Annotated in this window: 23 protein-coding genes and 2 pseudogenes; 1 reads left to right on the plus strand and 24 read right to left on the minus strand. The window is 36.2% G+C overall.

All coding sequences use genetic code 11. The annotated features are described in order from the left end of the window. Nucleotides 1-45: 45 nt before the first annotated feature. The 8 genes from A5889_RS04540 to A5889_RS04575 form a co-directional block, all read right to left on the minus strand. Nucleotides 46-897 (minus strand): MurR/RpiR family transcriptional regulator, encoded by an 852-nt coding sequence (locus tag A5889_RS04540; protein WP_087641254.1) that lies wholly within the window; start codon nucleotides 895-897, stop codon nucleotides 46-48. A 56-nt stretch (nucleotides 898-953) separates the two neighbouring features. After that, nucleotides 954-2081 (minus strand): anhydro-N-acetylmuramic acid kinase AnmK, encoded by a 1128-nt coding sequence (gene anmK / locus A5889_RS04545; protein ID WP_087641253.1) that lies wholly within the window; start codon nucleotides 2079-2081, stop codon nucleotides 954-956. A gap of 49 nt (nucleotides 2082-2130) precedes the next feature. Further along, nucleotides 2131-3225, minus strand: coding sequence for a DUF871 domain-containing protein (locus A5889_RS04550; protein ID WP_087641252.1), 1095 nt, complete (start codon nucleotides 3223-3225; stop codon nucleotides 2131-2133). Beyond that, nucleotides 3225-3506: a hypothetical protein gene (locus tag A5889_RS04555; protein ID WP_087641251.1), complete on the minus strand. Its 282-nt coding sequence runs from the start codon at nucleotides 3504-3506 to the stop codon at nucleotides 3225-3227. The genes A5889_RS04550 and A5889_RS04555 overlap by 1 nt, the downstream gene beginning before the upstream one ends. Before the next feature lie 77 nt (nucleotides 3507-3583). Then, complete coding sequence (locus A5889_RS04560; protein WP_087641250.1) at nucleotides 3584-4888, minus strand: PTS sugar transporter subunit IIC; 1305 nt, start codon at nucleotides 4886-4888, stop codon at nucleotides 3584-3586. A 544-nt stretch (nucleotides 4889-5432) separates the two neighbouring features. After that, nucleotides 5433-5744, minus strand: a complete 312-nt coding sequence (locus A5889_RS04565; protein ID WP_087641249.1) for a hypothetical protein — start codon at nucleotides 5742-5744, stop codon at nucleotides 5433-5435. Further along, on the minus strand, nucleotides 5741-6430 hold the full coding sequence (locus tag A5889_RS04570; protein ID WP_176372841.1) for an enhanced serine sensitivity protein SseB C-terminal domain-containing protein: 690 nt from the start codon (nucleotides 6428-6430) through the stop codon (nucleotides 5741-5743). Before A5889_RS04570 ends, A5889_RS04565 begins: the two co-directional genes overlap by 4 nt. Before the next feature lie 19 nt (nucleotides 6431-6449). Beyond that, the gene (locus tag A5889_RS04575; RefSeq protein ID WP_087641247.1) at nucleotides 6450-7961 is read right to left on the minus strand and encodes a hypothetical protein; all 1512 of its coding nucleotides are present in this window, start codon (nucleotides 7959-7961) and stop codon (nucleotides 6450-6452) included. A 173-nt stretch (nucleotides 7962-8134) separates the two neighbouring features. Here A5889_RS04575 and galE point away from each other — a divergent pair, with 173 nt between their 5' ends. Beyond that, a complete protein-coding gene (gene galE / locus A5889_RS04580) occupies nucleotides 8135-9124 on the plus strand; it encodes a UDP-glucose 4-epimerase GalE (RefSeq protein WP_087641246.1) in 990 nt (329 codons plus the stop codon). A 64-nt stretch (nucleotides 9125-9188) separates the two neighbouring features. On the opposite strand, the gene A5889_RS04585 is transcribed toward galE, so the two are convergent. The 16 genes and pseudogenes from A5889_RS04585 to A5889_RS04660 all read right to left on the minus strand — a co-directional run bounded on the left by A5889_RS04585 (nucleotide 9189) and on the right by A5889_RS04660 (nucleotide 23523). Continuing rightward, the gene (locus A5889_RS04585) at nucleotides 9189-9545 is read right to left on the minus strand and encodes a DUF2200 domain-containing protein (RefSeq protein WP_087641245.1); all 357 of its coding nucleotides are present in this window, start codon (nucleotides 9543-9545) and stop codon (nucleotides 9189-9191) included. A 42-nt stretch (nucleotides 9546-9587) separates the two neighbouring features. Beyond that, nucleotides 9588-9863: a hypothetical protein gene (locus A5889_RS04590; protein WP_087641244.1), complete on the minus strand. Its 276-nt coding sequence runs from the start codon at nucleotides 9861-9863 to the stop codon at nucleotides 9588-9590. A gap of 198 nt (nucleotides 9864-10061) precedes the next feature. Then, nucleotides 10062-11228: an amidohydrolase gene (locus A5889_RS04595; protein WP_087641243.1), complete on the minus strand. Its 1167-nt coding sequence runs from the start codon at nucleotides 11226-11228 to the stop codon at nucleotides 10062-10064. Nucleotides 11229-11264: 36 nt separating this feature from the next. Then, nucleotides 11265-12464 (minus strand): MFS transporter, encoded by a 1200-nt coding sequence (locus tag A5889_RS04600; RefSeq protein WP_087641242.1) that lies wholly within the window; start codon nucleotides 12462-12464, stop codon nucleotides 11265-11267. Between the two features lie 337 nt (nucleotides 12465-12801). Next, a complete protein-coding gene (locus tag A5889_RS04605; protein WP_087641241.1) occupies nucleotides 12802-13089 on the minus strand; it encodes a hypothetical protein in 288 nt (95 codons plus the stop codon). An 85-nt stretch (nucleotides 13090-13174) separates the two neighbouring features. Further along, nucleotides 13175-14224 (minus strand): hypothetical protein, encoded by a 1050-nt coding sequence (locus A5889_RS04610; RefSeq protein ID WP_087641240.1) that lies wholly within the window; start codon nucleotides 14222-14224, stop codon nucleotides 13175-13177. 20 nt (nucleotides 14225-14244) lie between these two features. Beyond that, nucleotides 14245-14946 (minus strand): response regulator transcription factor, encoded by a 702-nt coding sequence (locus A5889_RS04615; protein ID WP_087641239.1) that lies wholly within the window; start codon nucleotides 14944-14946, stop codon nucleotides 14245-14247. Then, entirely contained in the window at nucleotides 14939-16423 is a 1485-nt protein-coding gene (locus tag A5889_RS04620; protein WP_087641238.1) for a sensor histidine kinase, read from the minus strand. The genes A5889_RS04615 and A5889_RS04620 overlap by 8 nt, the downstream gene beginning before the upstream one ends. A gap of 53 nt (nucleotides 16424-16476) precedes the next feature. Next, nucleotides 16477-17442, minus strand: coding sequence for a DUF4822 domain-containing protein (locus A5889_RS04625; RefSeq protein ID WP_087641237.1), 966 nt, complete (start codon nucleotides 17440-17442; stop codon nucleotides 16477-16479). A gap of 163 nt (nucleotides 17443-17605) precedes the next feature. Beyond that, on the minus strand, nucleotides 17606-18037 hold the full coding sequence (locus A5889_RS04630; RefSeq protein ID WP_087641236.1) for a nucleoside 2-deoxyribosyltransferase: 432 nt from the start codon (nucleotides 18035-18037) through the stop codon (nucleotides 17606-17608). A 205-nt stretch (nucleotides 18038-18242) separates the two neighbouring features. Next, entirely contained in the window at nucleotides 18243-18941 is a 699-nt protein-coding gene (locus tag A5889_RS04635; RefSeq protein WP_087641235.1) for a DUF975 family protein, read from the minus strand. Between the two features lie 178 nt (nucleotides 18942-19119). Next, a pseudogene (locus A5889_RS04640) lies at nucleotides 19120-19305 on the minus strand (phosphopyruvate hydratase); the annotation flags it as partial. A 190-nt stretch (nucleotides 19306-19495) separates the two neighbouring features. After that, nucleotides 19496-20848: a hypothetical protein gene (locus A5889_RS04645; RefSeq protein WP_087641234.1), complete on the minus strand. Its 1353-nt coding sequence runs from the start codon at nucleotides 20846-20848 to the stop codon at nucleotides 19496-19498. 318 nt (nucleotides 20849-21166) lie between these two features. Next, nucleotides 21167-21952: a hypothetical protein gene (locus tag A5889_RS04650; RefSeq protein ID WP_087641233.1), complete on the minus strand. Its 786-nt coding sequence runs from the start codon at nucleotides 21950-21952 to the stop codon at nucleotides 21167-21169. A 9-nt stretch (nucleotides 21953-21961) separates the two neighbouring features. Next, nucleotides 21962-22479 (minus strand): annotated as a pseudogene (locus A5889_RS04655) (recombinase family protein). 360 nt (nucleotides 22480-22839) lie between these two features. Beyond that, the gene (locus A5889_RS04660) at nucleotides 22840-23523 is read right to left on the minus strand and encodes a hypothetical protein (RefSeq protein WP_207114624.1); all 684 of its coding nucleotides are present in this window, start codon (nucleotides 23521-23523) and stop codon (nucleotides 22840-22842) included. Nucleotides 23524-23561 lie beyond the last annotated feature (38 nt).

A 23561-nucleotide genomic window follows, 5' to 3' on the forward strand; every position in this document is an offset into this window, starting at 1 on the left:
ATAAAAAAGCAGCAGAATCACGAAACGACCGATTCTGCTGCTTTTTTATTTTTCATAAGTTCGTACTTCGGCTTTTGACTCTTGGATCATCTCCAACGTTCGGTCAAAATTACGAGAAGCATAAGCGTAGAACAACACATCTACAACAATAAATTGATCATGTAACGAGGTTGTTGCCGCACTTCTAAGGACGGCTTCATTTGAACGTACCGTCTGAAGTGAATAGGCTACCTTGTTGGTCAACGTGTTGTTGCCAAATTGAGAGAGGCCGATCGTTTTCAGCTGATGTTTTTTCGCTACATCAACTAAGCGCAGCACTTCCTTCGTTTCCCCCGAATGAGAAACACAGAAAAAGACTGCATCTTTTGGAGCTGAAACTAGAATCGTCACTAAAACATGAGAGTCTTGTACACAAACGACCGTTTTACCGATCCGATTCCATTTTTGAGCAATGTTTTCCGCCACTAAATAAGAAGCCCCTATGCCAAAAACATAAATGATCGGTGCAGCGACCAACAGATCGACGATCGTTTCTACTCGTTCTTCATTTAATAACGCGACTGTTTCCTGCATTGATTGATAGGCATTTCCTAATAATTTTGTCTTGATTTCATCGACCGATTCATTTGCTGTGATATCTGAATACCCTTCATACACAGGTGTTTCGATTTCAGCAGATAAACGAACTTTCAACTGAGTAAAACTAGACACATCGATTTTCTTACAAAAACGAATAACGGTTGCTGGACTCGTCCCTGCATAGTTGGCTAATTCTGCCGCTGTCATATCGATCACTTTTGCAGGATCTTCTAAAATCGCGTTTCCTATTTTTTGTTCAGATTTTGGCAGCACATCCAACAGACTGATAATTCTACCTTGAATATTTTCACCACTCATTTACTGCTCTCCTTTTTATGTACATTAGGGCGAATCATAGAAATTCGCCCCTGCATTCAATAATAAGTTATACTTCCCAATGGTACTGCTCGTTTTGCTCCAGTCGCATTTGGGACATTTCCGCTTCTATGCTGCAGTGTTTGATTTGCTAAAATAGCCATTGCAACAGCCTCTTTGGCTTCAGAAGAAAAACCGATCTCTTCTTGGATCAATACGCTAGCTTCCGGTAATTCTTCTTTGATCATCGTAACCAGTGTGGGATTATAACTTCCCCCGCCCCCGATAATAAGCTCTGTTTTACCCTTTATAAAAGGTCGAACCGCTTCTGTGATCGACTTTGCAGTGAACATCGTTGCTGTTGCTATCAAATCTACTGGATCTAATGGCCATTTCTCGATCAAAGCCATAGTGAACTGTTTACCGAAGTCTTCTCGTCCAGTTGTCTTTGGATACGCCTTTTGAATATAAGGATGTGTCATCAATTCATCTAATAAAGCTTGATTTACTGTTCCTTGTTTTGCGTAAAAACCATCGTTGTCGTACTCTTGACCGAAAAAGTGGACGCATAATTCATTCATGATCACATTTCCAGGTCCTGTATCAAATGCAATCATATCCGTCAATTTCCCGGATTCTGGCAGTACGGTAACATTTCCGATCCCGCCAATATTTTGTAAAAGTCTTGTGGTGCCTCTTTTTTGGTACAATACATATTCTGAATACGGAACGATCGGTGCTCCTTGTCCGCCAACTGCCATATCTCTTTCTCTAAAGTTTGAAATGACTGTCGTCTTTGTTCGCTCACAAATAACAGCGGGATCTCCGATTTGCAAGGTAGATGCAACAAAATCATCTCTCTCAAATGGAATGTGAAACAAGGTTTGTCCATGACTGCCGATAAATTCTAGCTCTTCACTTGAAATTCCTGCTTTTTCACACACCAATAGAGTCGCTTGTGCAAATCGTTCTCCTAATTCAACATTCAGTGAGCAGATCTTTTCAACATCAGAAGACTCTAACGAAAGAGCCTCCCGAATTCTTTTCAATGTAGTTCTTTCAAACGGCAATGTGGAAAATGCTAGAAGCTTGACCATCGTCTCTTCATCTTTGCCGCTAATGTCAACTAAGGCTGCATCGATTCCGTCTAAAGAAGTTCCTGACATCAAACCAACTGCATATACCATTCTTTACACCTCTATTATACTGTTTTTAGTTTTAAATGTCTCCATTGCTTTAGTGACTAGTGACCTCATGAAAAGCAAATTTCTGCCAAGGCCTAATATACGGCAGCAGAACTTGATCAGCAATGGTCACTTTGCCAACAACGTTTGATTTACCCGAATTTTCCATAGGTAATAACGCTAATTGCAGTTCTCCTGCATAGTGTGCATACAATGATGTCTCTATGATGATATCACCAGTTTGCATATCCACCGTGTGAAACGGCGTAAAATCATGACCTTTGTACTTCACACGACTCTGTGTCGAACGAATAACATAGTCGGAAACATCTCCGCGATTAAAATGGAACTCGTTCAAAATAATATTTCTTTCCGTCTCAGGTGTTCTATTATCGATCTCACAATCAAACGTTAAACGATAGGGATCAAGCTCACTCAATGCTTTTAATTCGGCTTCTGAAGCAAAGGCATTAGCAATAATTACATCATCTATCAAATCTGTTGCCCACAAATGTTTAGCTTGTGTTGTGATCGGCCAGTTTCGATGCAGCTCCAAAGTACATAACCCCTCCTCAACTGGCCAAGGACCCACTTTGGCGGTAGGAGAATTGATAAAAGCAGCGGTTCGGATGCCTTGTTCTTTATAAACCTTTGTTGTTTCCAAAAAATGCTCATAACTTAAACCAGTATAACGATGAGGATAAAAATTATGGCAACCTAATAACTTATCTACATTTGCTTGATAGCTTAAAATATTTTCTACATAACGCGTGCCTGAGCTAACATTCAATTCGATCGATAGATCTTGCGGATTAAAACTCATAATCGATTCTTCGCTTCCAGTGAAGCCCATATCTAAACGAATCCCATCTGCTCCAAGTTCTTTAAAAAAAGATAAGTCATTATAACTGATCCCAAGTTCATTGAATACTTTTGGACTAACATCTGCAATAACTTCCATGCCTAGATCTTTAGCATAAAAAATCGTTTCTTTAAATGCTGCAACAATTTTTTCTTTCCCCTCATCAACAGATAATAAACAAGTAAACACCCGTTTGAAATTATAAGTTGCTGCTAATGATAAATAGCTTTTGATTTCTTCTACGCTGCTATGATTTGGATAAATCGATAAGCCAAGTTTTCTCATTATTTTTGCTCCATTTCGTAAGTAACTCTCTTTTGTTCTGCTATTAGTCGACTGCTTTCAAAAAAAACTACTGCCAATATCCCGCTTACACCATAAATGATTTGCCGAAGTCCATCTGACATATTCGGAAATAGTAAACTAGGAACCAAGACGATCAAAAAAACGAGACAGCCAGTCAACCAACGATTCGGTAGCCAATTTTTCTTCTTTAAATAATGAGTCAGGAATAAACCAACGAGAATAAAAACAACACTTGCTGTTAAAAATATGATCTTTGTCATTCTAATTTCCTCTCTTCTAAAACCAACTAAAATAAGAAACTGGAAATCCACCTAAGTCTATTTCCAGTATATCTATCTTAATTTGTTTCTCCCAAAGCATGCTCTTTTTCAAGTTCATTGTTATCATAGATCATCACAAATGGGTAATAGATCACCACAGAAATAACGATCAAAATAACATTCAATACAGCTGCCCGCCAGTCACCGCCTGTCGCCAAGTATGCACCGATCGGACCAGGCAGCGTCCATGGTGCAGTGAAAATCACGCGATTCACTAAGCCTAGCTGTGTAGCAAACCAAGCAATCGTTGCTGTGACCATCGGTGTTAAGATAAATGGAATGATCAAAATAGGATTCAAAACGATCGGTGTTCCAAAAATCAACGGCTCATTGATATTGAAAATCGCTGGTGCTAAAGTAGCTTTACCCAATTTTGAAGCAAATTGCGATTTTGTCTTAAAAGCAAGTAATAAGGCTAACCCAATTGTACAGCCAGAACCGCCGATCCAAATGAACCATTGGTAAAAAGGTTCAGCTGCAATACTTGGCAGCTCTTTTCCAGCAGCCATCGCAGCAGTATTGCCATCTAATAACTGTAGCCATAATGGTCTAGCCAAGGAACCAACGATCGATACGCCATGAATCCCAAAAGACCAGAAAAAAGTGATCAAGAAAATCAAAAGTAACACACTAGGTAAGCTGTCAGCAGCACTCACTAAAGGGCTTACAATCTTTGAAATCGTTGAATGCCAGTCAAAGCCGATAAAGTAAGTCAATGTAGAAATTCCTAAAATTACGATCAAGGTCGGTGTCAATGTTTCAAATGATCTGGCAACTGCTGGAGGTACTTGTTCCGGCATCGTGATTTTAAATTTTGATTTATCTGTTAAACGATAAATTTCTACAGCTAAGATCGATGTAATGATCCCGACAAACATACCGCCGCCGCCTAAATTAGCCATTGGCAATACAAAACCAGCAGTTCCTGCCGCATCCAGCGCCTCAGCTGGAATATTAACTGGAACAAATGTTAATAAAAATGCAATCGTAGATAAGATCCCGCCGGATATCACATCCAAATTATAAGTCTTAGATAAACTTGCACCAATACCAAAGGTAGCATACAACGTCATGATATACATCGTCATTCGATACGGTAACAGAATCGTTGCGGCATTAGCAGTTAAAAACTGTGTTACACCCCAGCCGGCCGGTAGTGGCGGAAAGGCAATGATCAAGAAGAACGATCCGATAATGATCAAAGGTAATGTGGCAATGATTCCATCTCTTATCGCACGTAAATGACGTTGATTTGCCAGCTTAGCCATCGGTCCAGCTAAATGAACTTCAATAAACTCAGTAAACTTTTTCACTAAACTCATCTCCTAATTTACACTCATTTTATTTATAAAACCCTTACATAAAGCCCTTACAAAAAATCATAAAAAAACATAATTGCACAACCACTAATCATTTCCTGTCGTACGAAGAAATATAACCTTTTCTGTAAAACATGAACAAGTGCCTCTCTCTAATTCTCTGTTTTCTCCCTTCATTACTTTCGTTTTCCAGTTTTCAATATACATTCATGTTCTGTCAATCAATGCTTATTCCTCTCATCGACAAACCTATCATACAGCTAAAGAACTTTTTTTTCAATATTTTTGTATAAAAAAAGAAATAAAATTTCTTTATGATCAAAAAAAGAAAAAGAATAGTCTTTAATAGCCATCATCTTCTCTTCTAAAAACTTCGTTTCAATACACTATATTGATCAGCAAATAACGAGGCTAACATAAAAAAGACTCCTTTTAAGACATAAGTCAGCAATTGAACATCACTTTTTTATCGAAAAAATAAATGATTCCTCTGCTTATTACTTAGCACTAGCTCCTTTTTATTTAGTCTCGTTTGCACTTTATCTCGTCAAATCATAAAAAAATCAAATCCATCTTCTGGTTCTCCAACTTTAAACCCTAGTATAGCTGTTGCTTGTTCTTTAAACAGCGTAAACCAAGCATTCCAGTCATCATCGGATAATCTAGCATAAAATTGCAGCCCGCTTGGTTCTACAGACACCTCAATGATCTCTTCATTTTCATCATTGGCAAACCAAGTTGGAATCCCCTCATAGTAGCCTTTCCACTGCGGCATTTCTGTATAAAGGAGTTGAAGACGTGTCCAGTAGCTATCAGACAATGTATAGTGAATATTCAAGTTATGATTGTGTACTTTCATTGATTGGCGGTTCCTTTTTCATAGATTTGGTACTGCTCTTCATTTAAAAAGTTATCATACATAAAATCTACTGGATAGAGGGCTTTGCTAGACAAACAAATTTCTCCAATTTTCGGACCGATTTCAGGTACAATCTCTTTTGCTCTTTCACTATCAATAAAAACAGCGTAGCTAAATTCATCTTGTCTATTCATAAATCCCAAATAAATAGCACTGATCGAAGGGTCATTTTTGGCATAAGCAACTAAAAAATCAATGATTGCCTCAGGTCGTTCAGCAGGTAAACCAATATGAATCTTAGTATCTTGTTTAATGACATGATGAGAAGAAAAAACAGATCGATTCAACTGTACGCTATCTGTGTTCGGATTAAGCCATAAAAAATCAATTCCTAGATTCTCCTCAAAAAGCTTAACGATACCGTCGAAATCCAAAGCGATAAAGCGATCATTTTTTTTATAGGCCGGAACATGTTGACTGACATCTGTGTACGCATATAAAAATGTTTTTCCGTCCGGCATACTACCAACACTGATATGTCTATCCTCATTTATATCAAGGATCACATTTGTAGCTGTTTTGAGCCAAGCGATCACCTGCTTTATTCCTTCTTCATTTCTAGGATAATTAAATGCATTTGGCGACGTTACCTTTTGCTTTTTTTTAAATAAGTTAAAAATAGTCATTTTCATTCTCCTTTTTCATTTACTTAGACTTAATAACAGCTAAAACGAGCGTCACTAGATTTTCTGAATAGTGCATATGATTCTTATTTAGCAAATAAGCCAGTTCAACTTTGTCTTTTAAACTGAATCGAAAAAAGAAACGTTGGTTCCAGCCTGTACACCAGTCTTTCAGTTGTTTTTCAATTTGATTTTTTACTTGCTGATCAGCAGCCTCTTTGTAAAGTAGCATTAAATCGAAGAAATAATCCCTTCTATTTTCAGCTGCTAAGATTTTAATGATCGACAATTGCGTAGATAGCTCTTTTCTTTCTTGAAACATCGGCAACAGTTGCTCTTTGATTGCCAGCGAATAATTTTGGATCAGTCGCTCTATTGCTTTTTTACGTACTTCTCTAGAAGAATCAGAGACATAGTCGACAGCTAAAGACAACTGTTCTTCTAATGGTAAACAGTTGGACCAGTTCAACACTGACAACCTAATTTTCTTTTGCTTAGCATGGCGTAAAGACAACATCTGCTCTTGATCTCTGCAATCTTGTAAAAGGGCCAAGCCATGGACCGCACTGTTTAACTGGGTGTCCATTTTCGTAAGATAATAAGCTCTGCAGTCGATTTCTGGGAAATGCTTCCTCACGTATGCTAATGCCAATTCTTTGATTGCGGTTGTTCGATCTAAAAGTCTCGCTATCATGCGTCGATCCTTCAAGCGATTATTATAACACCATTCACAAGCTAACTTACGAATGATCATACTGTGATGGTTCAATAGTTCGTCTAGGTATTGTTCCTCCCATATCTTTTCTTTTTGAATTTCCCGAAATGTCCAGACTAAAATAACTCGATCTTTACTGACTAACCCATTTCTCATCGTTTGTTTTCGATCGTTCTCCTCTAGTAAAAAGCTCCATTTAAAAGCTGTTCTGGCGCAATCACTATCGAAATTTCGTTGCCCGTTCAATAATAGCTGTGGGCGTTCTAAAACTGATTTCTGCAGTTGGTTATAGATGATCCTATTTTCTTCATATGTCAGCTGCTTCAGCTGATCGATCAACGGCAAACAAAAAATCAATTCTTGTTCTGAAATGAATCGATTCTTTCCAGTGATCTCTTTGGACGCTCGTTCCCGCAAGATCTTAAGATGGTCATTCAACATCACTAATAAAAAACGAAGCGGTACTTCTTCGCTCTCTTCAATCAATTTTGACAAAGCAAATTCTCTGATATACCCATTGGGATGGCAGGTCAATCCACCCCAAAAGAATGCGGCATGTTTAAATGATAACTGCTGAAGATCGTCTTCACTGATCTCCAGCCAGCACCAATTGCTCCGACCATATGAAAAAGCGCGTAATTGTTTAAATGTATTTAAAAAACGTTTCGGTGTTTCTTCCTCGAATAGACGACTCAGATCCTCTAAATATCGTTCTCGACACTCTTGATCAATAATAATTTTTTGATAGCAATACTTGATTGCATCTGCTGTATTCTTTATTTCCTCATGTTCTGCTTGTAATACCAACAACTGACTCATTTGATTTCCTCATAATTCATTTTATTTTCTTTATTGAAGATAGTTTCATTTTACCATATTAGAATTCTTAATATTTTTATAATCCAAGACATTGTACATGACCTGCAGAAATAGTTTCCCTATACTTGAGATAACACTTGTAATCAATCTATGTTTTATCAAGGAGGAAAAGAATGAATATTTTAGTCGTCGGTGGTGCCGGTTATATTGGTTCCCACGTGGTTAAGCAGTTAGCGGATACAGAGAATCAAATCGTAGTTTTAGATAATCTTCAAACGGGTCACGAAAAAGCAGTCACAAAACCAGCGATATTTATTCATGGTGATGTAAGAGACAAATCCTTACTTAAAAAATTGTTTGCTGAATATTCATTTGATGTTGTGTTTCATTTTGCAGCAAATTCTTCTGTTGAAGAATCAATGAAGGATCCTTTACTTTATTTCAACAACAATGTGTCTGGTCTTATTACACTTTTAGAAGTTATGAATGAATTCGCAGTGAAAATGATCATCTTCTCTTCAACAGCAGCTGTTTATGGTGATACTTCTGAATCTGTGATTACGGAAAATTCTGAGATCACACCAAAAAATCCTTATGGGGAAAGCAAATATATGATGGAAAAAATAATTCAATGGTGTCATACAGCATATGGTATAAACTATGTCGTCTTAAGATATTTCAATGTTGCTGGAGCGGACCTAACCGGGCTGATTGGGGAAGACCATCGTCCAGAAACACATTTGATCCCTATTGTCTTAGAAGTCCCGATGGGCAAAAGAGAGGCCATCACGATTTTTGGAAACGATTATGACACGAACGATGGAACAACAGTCAGAGATTATGTCCATGTGGTCGATTTAGCAGATGCACACTTATCAGCAATGGCTTATTTGCTTGAGAGAAATGAAAGTACGATTTTCAATGTGGGTAGTTCTGTTGGTTTTTCTACACTGGAAATCATTCATAAAATTGAAGAGCAGACAGAAAAGACGATTCCAATCAAGTATGGCGAACGCCGAGAAGGTGATCCACATTCATTGATTGCTTCCAGTGAAAAAATCAAAGATGTCTTAGGCTGGGCTCCTCTTCATACTGACTTAGATTCAATTATTGAGAGTGCTTGGTCTTGGCATTTAAATCATCCAAATGGGTACGAGGAATAAAAAAATAAACATCCATGTAACGCATCAAACCGCGTTACATGGATGTTTATTTTACTAGCTATGTCTATTTCCGCAAAATCTTTTCCATTGCTTTTCCTTTTGCTAATTCGTCTACTAATTTATCCAGATAACGGATTTTTTGCATCAATTCATCTTCAATGTCTTCCACTCGATACCCGCAAATAACCCCTTTGATCAGAGATACATTTGGATTAAGCTGCGGCGCTTCTTCGAAAAATGTTTCAAAATCATTCATTGAATCAATTTGACCTTGCAGCTCTTTTTCATCATAGCCTGTCAGCCAAAAAATAATTTCATCAACTTCTGCTTTCGTCCGTCCTTTTTTCTCTGCTTTTTGTATATAAAGCGGGTAAACGCTCGCAAAGGACATCTCAAAAATCCTCGGTTTCTTTTCAGTCATTTCTTCTCCAACCTTTCATTGATCAGATTTTTACTTTAGTATTCAGTCTTCAGAATCGTCTTTGTCCTTTTCTTGACGGAGTTGATTTATCACTGATAATAGTTCTTGAGTTTTTCTTTGTTCAACTTGCTTCAGACACCCTGCAATACGACTTAGATAATCTTTTTTCTCCAGCTCAAGTTTTTCATCCAAAGATATTTTTTGAGCCTTTTTTTGAATACTCGTATTGATAGAACGTTTATGTTCTTTCTCTTTGCTCTTGCTTATTATAATTAACAGCAAGACAAAAATCAAAAATAGAATGATCCACAACCCCATGATTTTTCACTACCTATCCTTTTTTATCACTAATAGCTGACTCTTTCAATTTTGTCGTTTTTTTTTTTGAAAAAGTTCTAAAAAAAGAGCGAGAAAAAGAAGTCTGCTCTAAGATTTAAGACAAAACTACTTGCTTCTCGCTTTTTTTCGATTTAGTGTTTAAAATAAACCGAATGTTATCCTGATTCTCTCGATTTATTATTGACCTAAAATATCTAAGATGATTTGAGTATGCATTGCTGCACCTGTTTTGAAGCAGTCTTCCATGATTTTAAATTTTGGATGGTGATTCATATAGCCGCAGCCTTCAGCTGCTGTTCCTCCACCTAAAATAAAGAAAGATCCTGGCTTGACATCTGTATAAGCAGAAAAATCTTCACCGCCCATCATTTTAGGCGCTTCAAACATTTGCGTCTTTCCAACAACTTTTTCTGCCGCTGCCAGCACTAAATCTGTTGCAGCACTATCATTGTTGACCTCACTGTACCCTAAAAGATAATCCAGATCATACGTTGCATCGTACATCTTACAAACATGATCGATGATAGCTTCGATCCGTTGTTTGACATATTGACGAATTTCTTTGTCATTCGTACGAACCGTTCCTTGAATCTGTGCGGTATCCGGAATGACATTTGCTGTTTTACCCGCATTGAATTCACCGATCGAAATCACTGCATTGGAAAACGGACTGATGTTACGTGAAACAATATTGTTTAAGTTATTGATGATTTCAACACCGATCATGATCGGATCAACTGAAAGTTCTGGTGTCGAACCATGTGATCCTTTTCCTTGAATCTTCAATGTAAAGACATCAGAAGCGGCACTAGCAGCACCTTTTCTTGTACCGATCATGCCCACAGGAATGTTTGGGGCAATATGCAGACCAAACACTAGATCCACATCATCCATTACTCCTGCTTCAACTAATAGCTTCGCGCCACCTGGTGGTTCTTCTTCTGCCGGTTGAAAAATGAATTTCACAGTACCAGCAATTTTATCCTGCATCTCTGTCAGTGTTTTCACCGCGCCTAAAAGCATCGCTGTATGTGTATCGTGCCCACAAGCATGCATCACACCTGGATTTTCAGATGGAAATTCAACATCTGCCTCCTCAACAATAGGTAATGCATCGATATCCGCTCTTAATGCGATCGTCTTGCCTGGCTTGCTACCTTTTAAAATTGCGATCACACTATTTTCTGTCAACGTGCTGACTTCCAAATTAGGAAATTCAGCTAAGACCGATTGAATGTATTTAGCTGTCTCAACTTCGTGAAAGGATAACTCGGGGTGACGATGTAAATGTCTTCTCCATTTCACCATTTCTGCCTGCGGCATTTTCTCTTGGATATTTGTCATTCTGGTTCCTCCTTCAGGGTGTATCTATCATAGTATTTATTTTTGCTTCACAAATAAAATCGTAACTGCAGTCAATAATCCTGCTACTAAAAAGAAATAAAAAGTCGAAATATATTGCCCTCCAGATAATTCTACTAATTGACCGATCAATGTCGGCGCAACAAACCCGCCAAGAATTCCTCCTGTAGCAAGTGTACTATAACTCGGGGCAAATTTTGCTCCTTCAAATATTTTTAAAGGAATACTCATCATCGAAACAAAGGAAATGATCAAAAAGAAATTAGCTAATCCCATAACTAATGACAATAACACAAGATTTCCGATGAAGTATGATGAAAAGGTGGCTAAAGTTCCTAAAACAGCTGTAACTGCTACGACCGTTTTTTCCATATTCTGAAAGAAACGACCGACGATATAGCTGCCGCCAATAGAGCCGATCAACATAAATAGACCACCCACACTGCTAACGATCGCTGCGCCATTTAGATCTAATCCACGCTCTCCCGTTAAAAAGCTCGGCAACCAATTTGACAATCCATATAAAATACAATTAAGGAAAAACGCACTGAAGAATATGATCCAAACACGGATATCCGACCAGATTTGCCAAATCGATAGCTTATCTGTCTTAGTAGCAACAGCAATTTCCTGTTCTTCTATTTTCTCTTTTCTTGGGATCACCAAAATAAGGAATATCGCAATCAAGACAGCGACTACAGTCAAAATCAGGTAAGCATTTTTCCAACCAGCTTTGGTAATGATCGGTGATAAAACTAACGGACCAATGAACCCGGCGACTCCAGCAGAAGACAGCAGTATCCCTTGTGCAAAGGTCCGCTTTTCGGGTGCAAAATTCACCGTAACTTCCTTACTTGCCGAAGAGGCATAACCGGAATGCGCAAGAAATCCTGTTAAAAAGCGAAGAGACATAAACATGATCAATGATGTCCCAAAACCAAATAGTAAAGAAAACAAGCCCATCCCCAATACAGAACCGATCAAAACAATTCTTGAACCAGCCTTGTTGATCACTAGCCCCATTGGGATCTGCATCAACGCATAGCCTAGGAAAAAGGCACTCATGATCATTCCTTTCGCCGCAGGCTCAAGTCCAAATTCTTCTGAAATCGGGATCAAAGAATACCCTACTGACATTTTATCGATATAGACCATCGTATACCCTAAAAATAGTGCAATTAATAACAACCCTGTCCTTTTTGATTCTTTTTTCTCCATAAAGACCTCCTCAAACGATAAAAACTGTGAGCTTATTCTCTAAATGAAAAAATAAATGTCGTTTTTGATTGACTTGATCGACAAATGTTTTTCTTCCCCACAATAATTGCTCATTCTTATAGTATAATCTATTACTTAACGAAAAAAAAGAATAACATGGCATTATTATTAAAAAAAAGTGAACGAAACATTATTTTAAGCTAAGTATATACACCATTTATTCTGATTTAAAATCAAGTAACAATTTAAGCTACCATAAAAAAAGTTCGAAAGTCAAGATATCCCCCAAAATGGGTATTTGACTTTCAAACTTTTTATATAACACGTTGATTTATTGTTATTGTTTTAGTAACTCTTTTTTGTGCAGGTATTCTTCTTCTGAGATCGTTCCTTTTACAAACTCTTCATCTAATAGATCAAGAGCAGATGAATAAGCACTAGCAGGGGCTGAATTTGAAGTATTTTTGATCATAGCCTCATGACTTTGATCCCTTTGATTCTTCAAAAAGTAAATCACCGCAACAATCAGCACAGCGATCACTAACCACCAAATAAAGCCCATTCCTAATATATTTCCCCGCATCATCCCGCGGCTGCCATTAAAGTAAGTTGAACAATAGCCCATTTCGACACTCTCCTATCTCGTTTTTACTTAGTATAAAGACAAAATATGGCAAAAGTGTGTCGAAATCATTCCTCATCTCAGATTCTCAAAGAGAAATATGCTGGATCAATTTTTCATAAGAAGCAAAGGATGGATGCTTCGTGATTTCCCCTTCAGTGATCACCAATGACTGCTGATCGACGATCGCTTTTGTGAGGCGATCAGAAAACTCGGTAAAATCATTCGCTGTGTCTTCATTATAAGTCAATGAATAATACTTTGATTGACGATAGTACTTTTTCAATTGCTCAGATTTGATTGCTTGCGGCTGATCTGCAAAATATTCATCATAACGCGCTGAATCGATTTTTCCTTCTGTTACAGTCAATTGAAGTCTGCCGATCAGCCCATCACCAAAATCTTCTGCATAACCAATATATTTTGTGTCTGACGGCTGACGAATTTGGTCCGCCAACTCAGCAGCGATCACCATTAGCCCTTCTCTAGCACTTGTAGATGAGCCTTTGACTGTATTAAAATGACCATCGACTCGATTTTCTTCACGCATTTGCTTTTCAACAAACGTAATACCATTCACTACTGTAACTAGCGTTTCGTCTGTTCTTGGATTTTGTGCCTGAAAAAATGCATAGTCGGACAATCGTTTGTTTGCTCCCGCGTATTTTGATTCATAATAGTTCTCAGCCCCATATTCATTGAATTCTACATTTACGATCGTATTCGCATCATCTGTGACGATTTCAACAATGCCTTTATTTCCGACATCAAAGTAACCTTCATTCGTGAAGTAATTTCCTTCCAATAATCCTAACGGCGGCTGATTTGACCAAAACATTTTTTTCAGCTTCTCTTCATAAGTATAGATAGGTTTAGGATTTGAGCCGAATGTTGTTTGTGTTGCTCCTGTCACGACATCATAATTATAAGAGGTGTCTTCAAAGCTCAGCTTATTGACAATCTGCTCATTTGTTTCCGTCTGACTGGATGATGTTGGTTTTTTTTCAGTCGAATTGAATATGGCTTTCTTTTCTATCGTAGTTGATCTTTGTGTCTCTTTCCTTTGATCCGGCTTACAACCGACAAGAACGGTCAGAACGCATACAACCAAACCAGCCAGTACGTAATTTTTTCTCATTTAAACTTCCTTTCTATCGATCATGTATTGAAGCGATAACCGCTGCCCCAAATAGTTTCTATCGGTATTTCTGATAAATTCGCTTTCTTCAATTTTTCTCTGATACGTCCAACATGTACTACCACAGTATATATATCGCTGTCCAGATCATCCATAGCCCAAACCTGACGAAAAAGCTGTTCTTTCATCCAAACCCGATTCGGGTGTGTCATAAAGAAAAGTAATAAATCAAATTCTTTCGTTGTAAAAATGACCTCTTTCCCTAAAACATGGACTCTACGGGCACTTTTATCAATTACGATTTGGTTGCTTTCAATCGTTTCATTCGCTGAATCTGAACCTGTTAGTAGTTGGTAACGTTTGATATGTGCCTGTACTCTGGCTACTAATTCACTTGGACTAAATGGTTTGGTAAGATAATCGTCCGCACCTAGACCTAATCCTCTGATTTTGTCGATATCTTCTTTTTTAGCAGAAACGATCATCAAGGGAATATTCTTTTTTTCTCTGATCCTTCTGCAAATTTCAAATCCATCCATCGATGGCAGCATGATATCTACGACGATCAAGTCAAAAGGCTCATTCAGTGCTCTGGTCAAGCCAACTTTTCCATCACTAGAGATTTCAGCTTCCATTTGATTGATTTCAAGATAATCTTTTTGTAATTCTGCAATGCTTGCATCATCTTCAATTAGTAATATCCTTGATTTTTTATCAGACATTCGACGATCCTCCATCAACTTTCTTCAATAAAATACTGACTGTTGTCCCTTTGTCCAGTTCACTTTTGATCATTACTTTTCCTTCATGCATATCGACGATTTGTTTAACGATCGCAAGTCCTAGCCCGCTACCGCCTGTCTGTGTCGGTCTAGCTTTTTCACCTCGATAAAAATGGTCAAAAACGAAAGGCAGCTGCTCTTTAGCGATTCCTTGACCATTATCTGTCACACGAATTTCTACGAACTGATCTTGATCAGAAATGTTGATATCCACCGTTAGAGGACGTTCATTTTGCTTGAATTTCAGACTATTTTCAATTAAATTCGTAAAGACTCGATTTAACTGCATGCGATCACCGTATACCTTACTTGAAGAAGCTGTTTGATCAATAAGCTCCAGTGAAACCTGCTGCTTCCGTAACTGAAATTCTTCGATCAAATGTTTTAGGAACTCACTGATATTGATTGCTTCAAAATGAAAGGCTATGGCATCAGCATCTAATTTTGAATAAAGAAATAATTCTTCGATCAACTCATTCAAAGCAATAGCTTTCGTATGGATCGTCCGCAAATACTTGTCTTGTTTTTCAGGTGAATCTGCTACACCATCAAGTAAGCCTTCCACATAACCGATGATCGATGTGATCGGTGTTTTCAAATCATGAGAGATACTGGCAACCAGCTCTTTCCGATTGATCTCAAGCTTTTCTTGTTCGTTCGTAGAGCTGATCAAAGCCGTCCGCATTTTTTCAAAATCATCTGTCAATTGCTTGACTTCCAAAGCAGTCTTTTCCGGCTGTTTGGTCATTGGCGCTTGTAAATGTCCTGTTCCTATCTCTGACATACCACTGCCTAAGTTTTCCAAAGGTTGAATGATCGTTTTCTTTAATAGTTGGTTTAAAAACAGCACTCCGCCAATAGACAATAATAAGATAAAAACAATGATCCAAATCCCCCACTTAGTCATAAAATCAAGGATGTTATTTTCTTTTTTTAATACTAATAGTGTTCCTGGAACCTGATTTTTAAAGTAGAAATCAAATTTCATGTATCGGTACAAACGTCCAGCATTGTCGATCGTTCCTCTGGTTTCAATATTATTGGCATCAAATTTAGGAAAATGAACGATCAATGATTTTTCTACCAGTTCTTGTGAATAGTAATTGATTTCTTCATTTTGACGTACAACGACGCCTAGAGATTCTCCTTCAAACTGCTGGATCATCTTTTTTACATCCTCTTCCGGATACAGTAATTGTTCCGGTTCTGTTTTTGCGATCCCCCGAAGTTTGACATACGCTAGTTCTTCCTCCGGACTTAATGAACGTTGCTGTGTAAAGGTTCGGTATAACGTTCCAGGGCTAGGAATACGCCCAGTCGTAACGTACAAAACGATGCAAATAATAGATACCAAAGATAAACAAGCAATCGTTATTCCGCCAATATATGAAATGAGAAAACGCCTTTTGATCGTCATTTTTTTCTCCCTTTTCGCTATAAACCGGACCTTTACTAAGCTTTACTCAAGGATCAGAAACTAAATTCAGGAGCATAGTCTCCAGTATAAGGTTCATGCTCTACAAAAACAGTGATATCACTGCCGTTTTGATCTTTTCCAGTCCGTTTATAGGTGAATTTTTTATTGTTCAATTCCGTTAATTCCAGTGCTGCCCCATATTTATTTTGTCCGATTGAGACATGTGCACGGATTTTATTGTTGTTCAATACATCAAAGTAACCAAAATCACCGCGACTGATCCCAGTTTCCAAATTGAAAAATTCATACTTATTCGTATCAGCATCAAATTTTGCCAAACTAATGAAATTTTTATTGTAGGCTGTAACATCATTTCCTGCTTCATCAAGAACTTTAGTGCCATTCCATAGTTGTTCGCCTAAAATTGCCGCACCGTTTCGTTTCGTCTCGATCGTGCCAGTCGTTGTGTTGAGTATTTTAGCTGGTTCTGTAAATGTCAGCTTTCCTTTATTATACGGGATATGTTCTACAAATACATCTACTTCATTTCCAGCCTGATCTTTGCCTTTTCGTGTATACGTAAATTTTTTATTCGTTAGTTCTGTAATACCAACAACTGCTTGATAGTTCATCGATTCTGAGATCAAGATTCTTTTCGTTCCATCATTAGTGATAAAGAAAGTACCTCGGTCTCCCCGACTTTCTCCTGTGTTTGCATCAAAAAATTCATATTGACCTGTTTTGCGATCATATTTTGCTAGACCAATAAAATTCGCATTTTCTTTTGTTAAATCGTTATGGTCTTTATCATAGACTTTAGTTCCCCGCCAGTTCGTTTGTCCTAAAATTTTTGTCAGTTTATCGCCTTTGGTTTTATCCTTTGTTTGATTCAATTTTTCAACTGTGGGCTGATCACTGCTTTTGACACCTAAAGATTCTTGTGTCCCCACACTGCAACCTGCTAACAATATAGCCAAACTTGATACCCCAACGATTATTTTTTTGTTATTTTTATTCATGATTCTTGCTCCTTCCAAAAATAAGATATTTTTATTTCCTACTCTTATTCTAGCGGGCGATTCTAAACTAGCTCTATCGAAAAAATAAACAAATTATAAACAATCACAGATATAAAAAAAACAGTCTAAACGATCATTCGTTTTAGACTGGTTTTTTAAGGGTTTAAAGCATCTTTCCTGAGTAAAATGACGCTGGTAATAAATCAAAATCATACGTTGCCAGCTCATCGAGAGTGATCGAAGCATGGGCTCCTTCATGCACCATCAAATTACTCAAGCCATTCGGATCGATATGCACTAAAATCACTGGTTTATCTGTGGCATAAGCATAACCTAATTCCCATGCTGTTCCACTATCAGAATAATTTCCATGATAGATCGCAACGACGATTTCTGCCCATTTTATATGTTTGATGTCATCTGTAAAGGTTTCGATCGACCATTGTCGTGAACCCACTTCGGCTCCATTATCTAGAGGATGACGCATCGGTGAAAAGACAGATAAGTTTTTTTGAGCTAAAATTTTTTCTACCTGCTCTACATACGCAATTTCTTCCTCATTAAAAAATGGACTAGCTAAATAAACACGTTTCATTTTTAGGCTCCTTTTATTGATTTAATGAATTTAGTTGTTCTTACTTGTTAGTGTATCAAAGTTTAAATAAAACGCAAAGAACATTTGGATCCTACAAAAAAAGCGACTGAGACATAACTCATCGAGCTACATTTCAGTCACTTACAGTTCAAATAAATATTGAAGAAAAAAACAAATCATTCGATGTTAAATGCTTCTATTCGATCTATTTTGGTAAGTTTTCATAAAAAGCTGCTTTGGTAGCTGTTATATAAGGAGTCAACCATAAATAACCAATTCCAGCTGTAAGAATTGCCAAAATATGCCAGCCTAGGAAACTTAAATCTAATAGGAATAATTGCCCTTTATACCCTTTCATCAGCTTACGGCTGCGTGTGATACACTCTAAAAAGCCAGAACGTTCTCCTGTCTCTTCATACGTATCATAATAGACAAAATAAGCTTGTGAATAAGCATAGCCTTTAATGATCCCTGGGATGATAAATAATAACGACCATAAGAAAATGAAGATCGTCATTAATAGATAAACACAGATCACACCTAAAATAACTGGACCGGAAAAACCACGGAAGGCATCAGAAAATGGTCGGATTTCTTGTCTTTTTCCACGTAACAAATCAAGATACGTCCATGAAATCCCAGCACTAAATAATGCTGCCAATAGACCACCAACGAGTCCTCCTCCGCCGCCTCCACCGGAATTTCCATCATAGCTTGCTGTACCGCTTACGATATCCGGGTTGTTCTGGACGAATAAGATCACTGGTAAAACCAGTAAAATAAACAAAATAAGACCGATTGCAATTGAAATCAAGGTAGGGACCAATGACATCAACACACTATCCTTCCAGCGTCCACGAAGTACTGCTTTTGCTTCTGTTTTTAATTCAGCTCTTGTTTTCATAAAACTTCACTCCTTTCTTACATTAGTACAATTAGTATAACAAATATTTAGATTTTACAAAAAATATACGCCTTTTGAAGATGATCATTTTCATAAAAAAACACTCTTTTCTCCATTTAACCAGAGAAAAGAGTGCTCTTACTTATCATAACTATAAAGACTCTTTAGTAAAGATGTCTTATTTGTTTTTTAAGTTGTAGAAAGATTTCAAACCTTTGTATTCAGCAACTTCGCCTAATTGGTCTTCGATACGTAGTAATTGGTTGTATTTCGCAATACGGTCAGTACGTGATAGAGAACCAGTTTTGATTTGTCCAGCATTTGTTGCTACAGCGATATCAGAGATTGTTGAATCTTCTGTTTCAAAGGCGTAATACCAATACTTTAAAAATGTTTTAACTAAAACTAAGTACTAATATTATAAAAGGATTTTCTACACTTTGTCAATATCCAATTGATAATTAAAACAGACAGTACTATTAACTAGGAACACTTGTACTTTGTAATATTTTCTCATTAACTAGTACGTATTTAATACATGTATTATCTCATACTTATAGGAATTTTTTGAAATCCATATATTCAGAATAAACACCCACTGTGTTTAAAAGCTTAGTAATGATTTCTTCTTTTTTCGAAGGGTTGTTCTTCACGTCAATAAAAATTCCGAGTAATTGAACTGTCGAAATTAGGCAATGTTCTCTTTTGGTAGAATAGTCAATCATTTGATTGGGAAAAACGGCTTCATTTCTAGCTGATAAGTCTTTCTTTCTAAAACCATTGACAATTAGTATAGCTTTAGGAATTGTTCCTTCTTTTTCAACAAACTCCGATACCCACTTTTCTAATTGAGCACCATGTTTTTCAGCAGAACTTCCATTGACACCTTTAATTTCAGTTACAATTTTTAAATCATCATATTCAAAAATCCCATCTGCTCTATTATGTTCAATAGGCATACTCTTAAAACCTAATTCTGAAAAAATTTCATATATAATCGTTTCTAACTCCTTGCCTGAGGCAGTAAAGGCAAGTTTATATTTTTGTATGCTACTTAATCTACCTTTGGTTTTTTCTTTTTCAATTTCTAATTTTTCTATTTCTTTATTCAGTTCTTCAATTTTTTCTTTTTCATTTTTTTCGGTTAAAATATTATATTTATCAGCCCATTCTGGAAGCGAGTAGTCATCCAGACTTACTTTTATTTCCTCCTCCAAATCATCTATGGTATGCAAGAAATTATTTATTACTTTTCGATATTCTTTTTCACTCGAATAGTCTCCTTCATCAAATATGGATGGGAAAACAATAAGGCGTCCAGCATTTATTGGGAATACTTTAGAAATATTTTTTTCTGTATTCGCAATGTAAGCAACAGGGATTCCGTTATCCTCAGAACTAAAATAGGCATTATAATAGTATTCCATATCCTTAATTTCAAACAGACTTTTATACGGAGAATCAGTTGAATATGCTAATTTACTACCTAAGCCAGTTGTTACATTTAATTTTATAGGTAGAATATTTAAAATATTAAGCTCATGAACTATATTAGTTGTTTGACGATTTCTACCTGTACCTGAGTATTCATTTTTTCCTGTATAAATATAGAAGCTAGCCTCCGATGGAAGCATTACATAAAGTGTTTTCCCAAGAGCTAGTAAATCTTTAATTTCCTCTTTTCTTCTTTTAAAATCAGCTACAAATTCAAACGAATTATGCTCTGTTAGAAGTCTTTTGCCAGCATAATTTTTTTCTGATGTATACTCTAATGAGATACCACCCAAATCGATAATCACTATATCATAATCCAACAATGAGTTATAGGAATTAAACGAAAGCAAATCAATATTTTTAAAATTCATATGAGAAAAGCTCATAGACAGTCCCGCAATACTATTTTTCACATACTTTCTCCTTAAAATAAACTATTTCAACTATCATTTTCTTAGCAAGATTATACCATAGACCAAATTATCATCTCTTCATAGAGTACTTCATATCGGTAAAATGGTCTACTTCAACATCATACTCTATGATTGCTTTAGATTCTTTACAAAGTCCACTGACTAAAAGCAATAATTGACTAAGACATTTTTTTATTGATAATCCATAATCTCACTTTGTGATGAAGGCTAATTCTGCAAAAGTCTGAAATAAAATCCTTACACTTTTCACATTAGCTAATATTTCAATTTAGTACTTCAGTAGATGCCAAATCTTCTCTAAATTTCTAGAGACTGCATTTTACTAGGGATAAAGCATCTAGTATTTTTCGTGTAAAAGTTATTTCGAGTTATTAATATTTTTTCAGGTAATTTTATATTCTGTCCATGTCTGTCATCTTGTGTATAAACATATTTATTGTTAAACGTCCATATCACAAAATCAACATCGGATTTAACTAATAATTTCATAAAATTTTTATCGAACACTGGTAAAAGATAAAGAAGTTCACGTCCCTGTAAAGACATCTTGCCATTAGGTACATAGAAAGTGGATTCATCAAATATTACGAACCCTAACTTTTTATTTGGATAGTTCTCTCTGTATGCGCTGACACTGTCTAAATGTTTTTCACATATTCGTTGAAAATTTTGGATATAAGCATTGTAGTTGTGATGGTCTATTGTGTTATCAGGAGTAAACGAATCATCGTCTGGATTATACCTAGTATCACCATTTGCTATTATAGTAAATTCATCTCTATGATTTTCTCCAAAAACCTCGTCTATAAATTGTTCCACAGTTCTTTTGGCACGTGCATCTGCTTTTCTTTGCGGATTACTTTTGCCTTTTTTCTTTGTTACTATATCGTCAATTTCAAACATTTCAATCATTAGCTCATCAGAAACAAAATCAGGTCTACTCGAAGTATTATCTCTCCAATCAGCTTCCATAACTTGACTAAACAACTCTTTTTCTTTTCTAGATTTACAATAAGTAGTATCTCTATTTGATATGATATTTTGAAATAGATCCCATTCTGTATCTGCAAACAATTTGTACATATGTCCTCCCTATTTTGTAGTTTGAATTTGTCTCGTAATTCTCTGTAAAGTACTCTGACTATATCCTGTCATCTCAACTACCTGCTTATAACTATTCCCTTCCATCAACAGATTATAGGCATGTTGCTTCTTAGGCGTTATAACAGCCTTAGGACGTCCTTCTCTATAATTAGGATTATTCCTCTTAGCATAAGCTTTCCCCTCCTGAGTGCACTCTACAATCATATCTCGCTCCATCTCTGCTACTGATAAGAGAGTTCTAAGTATCATCCACCCATAGGAGTATTCTCTATTGTACCAAGATTCAATACTCTAATGGTAATATCCCTCTCTAACAATGGTTCTATGACTTCTAAAGTCTCACGGGTATTCCTAGCAAAGCGATCAAGCTTGGTTACAATTATTGTCTCCTTCTCACTAACAGCATCCAATAGTTTCTTAAACTCGATTCTATCAGCTATAGTTCCTGTGTATTTTTCTTTAAACAGGTTCTTTTTGTTTACTCCCTCATTAATCAACTGCTCAATTTGCTCCTTTAATGATTGGGAAGTAGTACTAACTTAAGTAATACAGTGTAGGGTTTACCCCTTATGCCATAAGATAACAATCTGTGCCCTAATAAATACAGCACAAAATTTTGGATTGAAACTGATATCGGTTTTACTTTTATTTTTATCCGTTGAAACAAGCTAGGAATAACTATATAAAAGCGTTCCTAGCTTACCTTTAAAAACTTACCCTACCACTGCCTTTTATATTGGAATCGACTTCTCAACCAGTGTCATTCATTGTCAAATTGAGATGGTCAAAATCTTGTCAATTTAGAATATGTTATTGGGAGCAATAAGATGTTGAGGATATCCCCAACATTTTCTATTTTAAAAATATTAACCTTTTAAATATGCTAACAAACTTATTACTTTTCCTCCAACATCTATTGCAATCTTAGCTAGATCAACTCCATATTTTGACAAAAATGATTTTTTTACATCATCGTCTTTGGAATTGCTTAATAAAACATCAATATCCTCTTCTAAAATTCCATTATTAACCATAATATCTCTATACTTATTAACTTTAGTTATAAAGTCACTATTTGAAATATTTTGATACGCTCTAGAATTATCTGTAGTTATTTGAACAGCCCCGCTATTTCTTTCGACTGTTATATTTGATTGTTTCATTGCTGTTTTAGGAATAACTCTATAAACAACATAAGGTCCATCCTTACTAACTAAATTACCATTGGAATCCCTAACACGATCATAATATTCTTTATCTAACAATTCAGAAATAACATATTCATATCCATGTTGATTAGGCAATTCATCCCCCTGCTTGATATTTTTCAAAATAAAATTAAGTTTGTTTTTTTGTGTGTTTTTATTATATTTAAAAATAAGCCATGTTTGTCCATTTTCAAGTGGATAAAACATTCCTCCAATATTATCCATAGTATATTGAACTGTCTGATCGTACTTATTTTCTTTATATTTCGAATATAAATATAGAGCAATTACAGTTACTAAAAAAAGTAACATTAGCCAATTTTCCTTAAAAAATTGCAACATATACACGCTTCCTTTCTTTTAAATTACTTTAAAAAAAT

It is taken from the genome of Enterococcus sp. 9D6_DIV0238, assembly GCF_002174455.2.
GTDB classification, from domain to species: domain Bacteria; phylum Bacillota; class Bacilli; order Lactobacillales; family Enterococcaceae; genus Enterococcus_L; species Enterococcus_L dunnyi.

Bases quoted from the DNA above. Each gene is read 5' to 3' on its own strand.
- A5889_RS04540 (WP_087641254.1), bottom strand. From the start codon at position 897: ATGAGTGGTGAAAATATTCAAGGTAGAATTATCAGTCTGTTGGATGTG.
- anmK (WP_087641253.1), bottom strand. From the start codon at position 2,081: ATGGTATATGCAGTTGGTTTGATGTCAGGAACTTCTTTAGACGGAATC.
- A5889_RS04550 (WP_087641252.1), bottom strand. From the start codon at position 3,225: ATGAGAAAACTTGGCTTATCGATTTATCCAAATCATAGCAGCGTAGAA.
- A5889_RS04555 (WP_087641251.1), bottom strand. From the start codon at position 3,506: ATGACAAAGATCATATTTTTAACAGCAAGTGTTGTTTTTATTCTCGTT.
- A5889_RS04560 (WP_087641250.1), bottom strand. From the start codon at position 4,888: ATGAGTTTAGTGAAAAAGTTTACTGAGTTTATTGAAGTTCATTTAGCT.
- A5889_RS04565 (WP_087641249.1), bottom strand. From the start codon at position 5,744: ATGAAAGTACACAATCATAACTTGAATATTCACTATACATTGTCTGAT.
- A5889_RS04570 (WP_176372841.1), bottom strand. From the start codon at position 6,430: ATGACTATTTTTAACTTATTTAAAAAAAAGCAAAAGGTAACGTCGCCA.
- A5889_RS04575 (WP_087641247.1), bottom strand. From the start codon at position 7,961: ATGAGTCAGTTGTTGGTATTACAAGCAGAACATGAGGAAATAAAGAAT.
- galE (WP_087641246.1), top strand. From the start codon at position 8,135: ATGAATATTTTAGTCGTCGGTGGTGCCGGTTATATTGGTTCCCACGTG.
- A5889_RS04585 (WP_087641245.1), bottom strand. From the start codon at position 9,545: ATGACTGAAAAGAAACCGAGGATTTTTGAGATGTCCTTTGCGAGCGTT.
- A5889_RS04590 (WP_087641244.1), bottom strand. From the start codon at position 9,863: ATGGGGTTGTGGATCATTCTATTTTTGATTTTTGTCTTGCTGTTAATT.
- A5889_RS04595 (WP_087641243.1), bottom strand. From the start codon at position 11,228: ATGACAAATATCCAAGAGAAAATGCCGCAGGCAGAAATGGTGAAATGG.
- A5889_RS04600 (WP_087641242.1), bottom strand. From the start codon at position 12,464: ATGGAGAAAAAAGAATCAAAAAGGACAGGGTTGTTATTAATTGCACTA.
- A5889_RS04605 (WP_087641241.1), bottom strand. From the start codon at position 13,089: ATGGGCTATTGTTCAACTTACTTTAATGGCAGCCGCGGGATGATGCGG.
- A5889_RS04610 (WP_087641240.1), bottom strand. From the start codon at position 14,224: ATGAGAAAAAATTACGTACTGGCTGGTTTGGTTGTATGCGTTCTGACC.
- A5889_RS04615 (WP_087641239.1), bottom strand. From the start codon at position 14,946: ATGTCTGATAAAAAATCAAGGATATTACTAATTGAAGATGATGCAAGC.
- A5889_RS04620 (WP_087641238.1), bottom strand. From the start codon at position 16,423: ATGACGATCAAAAGGCGTTTTCTCATTTCATATATTGGCGGAATAACG.
- A5889_RS04625 (WP_087641237.1), bottom strand. From the start codon at position 17,442: ATGAATAAAAATAACAAAAAAATAATCGTTGGGGTATCAAGTTTGGCT.
- A5889_RS04630 (WP_087641236.1), bottom strand. From the start codon at position 18,037: ATGAAACGTGTTTATTTAGCTAGTCCATTTTTTAATGAGGAAGAAATT.
- A5889_RS04635 (WP_087641235.1), bottom strand. From the start codon at position 18,941: ATGAAAACAAGAGCTGAATTAAAAACAGAAGCAAAAGCAGTACTTCGT.
- A5889_RS04650 (WP_087641233.1), bottom strand. From the start codon at position 21,952: ATGTACAAATTGTTTGCAGATACAGAATGGGATCTATTTCAAAATATC.
- A5889_RS04660 (WP_207114624.1), bottom strand. From the start codon at position 23,523: ATGTTGCAATTTTTTAAGGAAAATTGGCTAATGTTACTTTTTTTAGTA.